Source organism: Marilutibacter maris, assembly GCF_006546735.2.
In the GTDB taxonomy this organism is placed as follows: Bacteria; Pseudomonadota; Gammaproteobacteria; order Xanthomonadales; family Xanthomonadaceae; genus Marilutibacter; species Marilutibacter maris.
In genome coordinates this window covers 1-2,840 of sequence record NZ_VICD02000115.1, presented here as the reverse complement: position 1 = coordinate 2,840, position 2,840 = coordinate 1, and the positions used below count along the sequence as shown (strand labels likewise).

Annotated in this window: 2 protein-coding genes and 1 pseudogene; all 3 read right to left on the bottom strand. The window is 72.3% G+C overall.

The features are described from left to right. A pseudogene (locus FKV24_RS07545) lies at window positions 1-222 on the bottom strand (keto-deoxy-phosphogluconate aldolase); the annotation flags it as partial. Further along, window positions 219-2,078: a phosphogluconate dehydratase gene (edd, locus tag FKV24_RS07540; RefSeq protein ID WP_141481941.1), complete on the bottom strand. Its 1,860-nt coding sequence runs from the start codon at window positions 2,076-2,078 to the stop codon at window positions 219-221. The pseudogene FKV24_RS07545 and the gene edd, both read right to left, overlap by 4 nt. 166 nt (window positions 2,079-2,244) lie before the next feature. Continuing rightward, window positions 2,245-2,840, bottom strand: a 596-nt coding sequence (gene pgl / locus FKV24_RS07535) for a 6-phosphogluconolactonase (RefSeq protein WP_141481940.1), incomplete at its 5' end; no start/stop codon positions are given.

The following is a 2,840-nucleotide window of genomic DNA, read 5'->3' as shown; positions in this document are numbered from 1 at the left end:
GGTGCCGGTGCCGACGATCGCGTCGGGGACTTCCTCGGCGATCGCCCTCACCGCCTCCAGCGCGGCGCCGGTGCGCAGGGTGACCTCGATCACCGGCAGGCCGCCGGCGACCAGCGCGCGCGCCAGCGGCACCGCGTGGGCGGGGTCCTCGATGACGACCACCGGGATCACCGGGGCCAGGTGCAACAGGCTTTCAATCGACACGGTCTCTATCAGGGTCATGACGGGATTTCGCTCTCGCGGTGGGACGCCGCGCCGGCATCGAAGGCGCTGGCGCCGCGGGTGGCCGGGCCGGCGACGCGGCGGAACAGCTCGAACAGCTCGCGGCCCATGCCGCTGTGGTGGGCGGCCAGATCGGCGGCGGCGGGCGCGCGGCCCTCGAAGTCCGCCGCATCGACCAGCGCCTGCAAGGTGCCGGCGACGGCATCGACGCGGACCACGTCGCCGTCGCGCAGCCGCGCCAGCGGACCGCCGCAGGCGGCTTCGGGACTGACGTGGATCGCCGCCGGTACCTGCCCCGACGCGCCGGACATGCGGCCGTCGGTGACCAGAGCGACACGGTGGCCGCGCTTCTGCAGCACGCTCAGGGTCGGGGTCAGCTGGTGCAGCTCGGGCATGCCGTTGGCCTGCGGGCCCTGGAAGCGCACCACCACCACCACGTCGCGGTCGAGCTCGCCGCGCTCGAAGGCTTGCTTGACCTCCTCCTGCTCGCTGAAGATCCGGCATGGCGCTTCGATGACCTGGCGGTCGTCGGGCACCGCCGAGACCTTGATCGCACCGGTGCCGAGATTGCCGCGCAGCACTCTCAGGCCACCGTCGCGGCGGAACGGATCGGCGACCGGGCGCAGCACCGCGAGATCGCCACTGATCTGTGCGGCCGGCGCATGGACGAGATCGCCGGCCTCGTCGAGGCGGGCCTCGACCCGGTAGCGCTGCAGGCCGGGACCGGCGACGGTCTCGACGTCGCCGTGCAGCAGGCCGGCATCGAGCAGCTCGCCGATCATGAAGGCGAGGCCGCCGGCGGCGTGGAAGTGGTTCACGTCGGCGCTGCCGTTGGGGTAGACCCGCGCCAGCAGCGGCACCACCGCCGACAGCGCGTCGAAGTCCTCCAGCCGCAGCTCGATGCCGGCGGCGGCGGCGATCGCGACGATGTGCAGCAGGTGGTTGGTCGAGCCGCCGGTCGCGTGCAGGCCGATCACGCCGTTGACGATCGCGCGCTCGTCGACGATCCGCCCGATCGGCCGATAGTCCTCGCCCAGCGCGGTGATCGCGGCGGCACGGCGCGCCGCCTCGGCGGTCAACGCATCGCGCAGCGGGGTGTTGGGATTGACGAAGCTGGCGCCCGGCAGGTGCAGGCCCATGATCTCCATCAGCATCTGGTTGGAGTTGGCGGTGCCGTAGAAAGTGCAGGTACCCGGCGCGTGGTAGCTGGCCGCCTCGGCCTCGAGCAGTTCCTCGCGGGTCGCCTTGCCCTCGGCGTAGCGCTGGCGCACCCGCGACTTCTCGTCGTTGGGGATGCCCGAGGGCATCGGCCCGGCCGGCACGAAGATCGCCGGCAGATGGCCGAAGCTCAGCGCGCCGATCATCAGGCCCGGCACGATCTTGTCGCACACGCCCAGGTACAGCCCGGCATCGAACATGTCGTGCGACAGCGCGACCGCCGTCGACAGCGCGATCACGTCGCGCGAGAACAGGCTCAGCTCCATGCCGTCGCGGCCCTGGGTGACGCCGTCGCACATCGCCGGCACTCCGCCGGCGACCTGGGCGGTGGCGCCGACGCCGCGGGCGGCGTTCTTGATCAGGAACGGGAAGCGCTCGAACGGCTGGTGCGCCGACAGCATGTCGTTGTAGGCGCTGACGATGCCGATGTTCGGCGAGGCGCCGCCGCGCAGCGCGTCCTTGTCGTTCGGACCGCAGGCGGCGAAGCCGTGGGCGAGGTTGCCGCAGGACAGTCGGGCGCGATGCGGGCCGCGTCCGGCGGCGCCGTCGATGCGCGCCAGGTAGGCGGCGCGCGAATCGCGGCTGCGCTCGCGGATGCGTTCGGTGACTTCGGCGACGATCGGATTCAGTGGGCTCATCATGGTCTCTTGGGTGTTGCTTGAGTCGCGCGCTCTTGCTTGCCTGGCGCCCCTGGTCTTCGTAGGACTTGCTTGCCTGGAAGCGGCATAAGCCGCGATCGGGTTGGCCGGCAAAGCCTCATCGTGGCTTACGCCGCTCCTACGGGTCCGCGGCGATCGAACGCGGCTACGGACACCAGTACAGCTCGGGCGGATTCGGCGCGCCGGCCAGCACCGCGCGCACCGGCAACGGCGAACGCGGGTCCATCGCGGCGGCGTCGAGCACCGCCCGCTTCTTCGCACCCTCGATGTGCAGGTACAGCGAAGGCGCGGTGAAGATCGCGCTCAGGGTCAGGGTCATCCGCGGCTCCGGCGCGTTGGCGGTGCGCACCGCCAGCGCCGGCGCGCGGCCGCGCGGGTCCAGCCCGATCTCGCGCAGGCCGGGACGGTCCGCGCCCAGGTCCGGGAACAGCGAAGCCACGTGGCCGTCCTCGCCCATCCCCAGCACCACCACGTCCAGCGGCAGCGCCTCGTGGGCGATGCGCCCCAGCACCGGCAGCAGCGCCGCTTCGGGGCTCGGCGCCGGCCGGTACAGGGGCAGGAATCGCGCACTCGCCGCCGCGCCCTGCAACAGGGTCTCGCGCAGCAGGCGCTCGTTGGAGCGCTCGTGGCGCGGGTGCACCCAGCGGTCGTCGACTGGCAGCACGGTCACGTGCGGCCAGTCCACGGTCTGTTTCGACAGCTCGGTCAGGAACGCGCGCGGGGTCGAGCCGCCGGACAAGG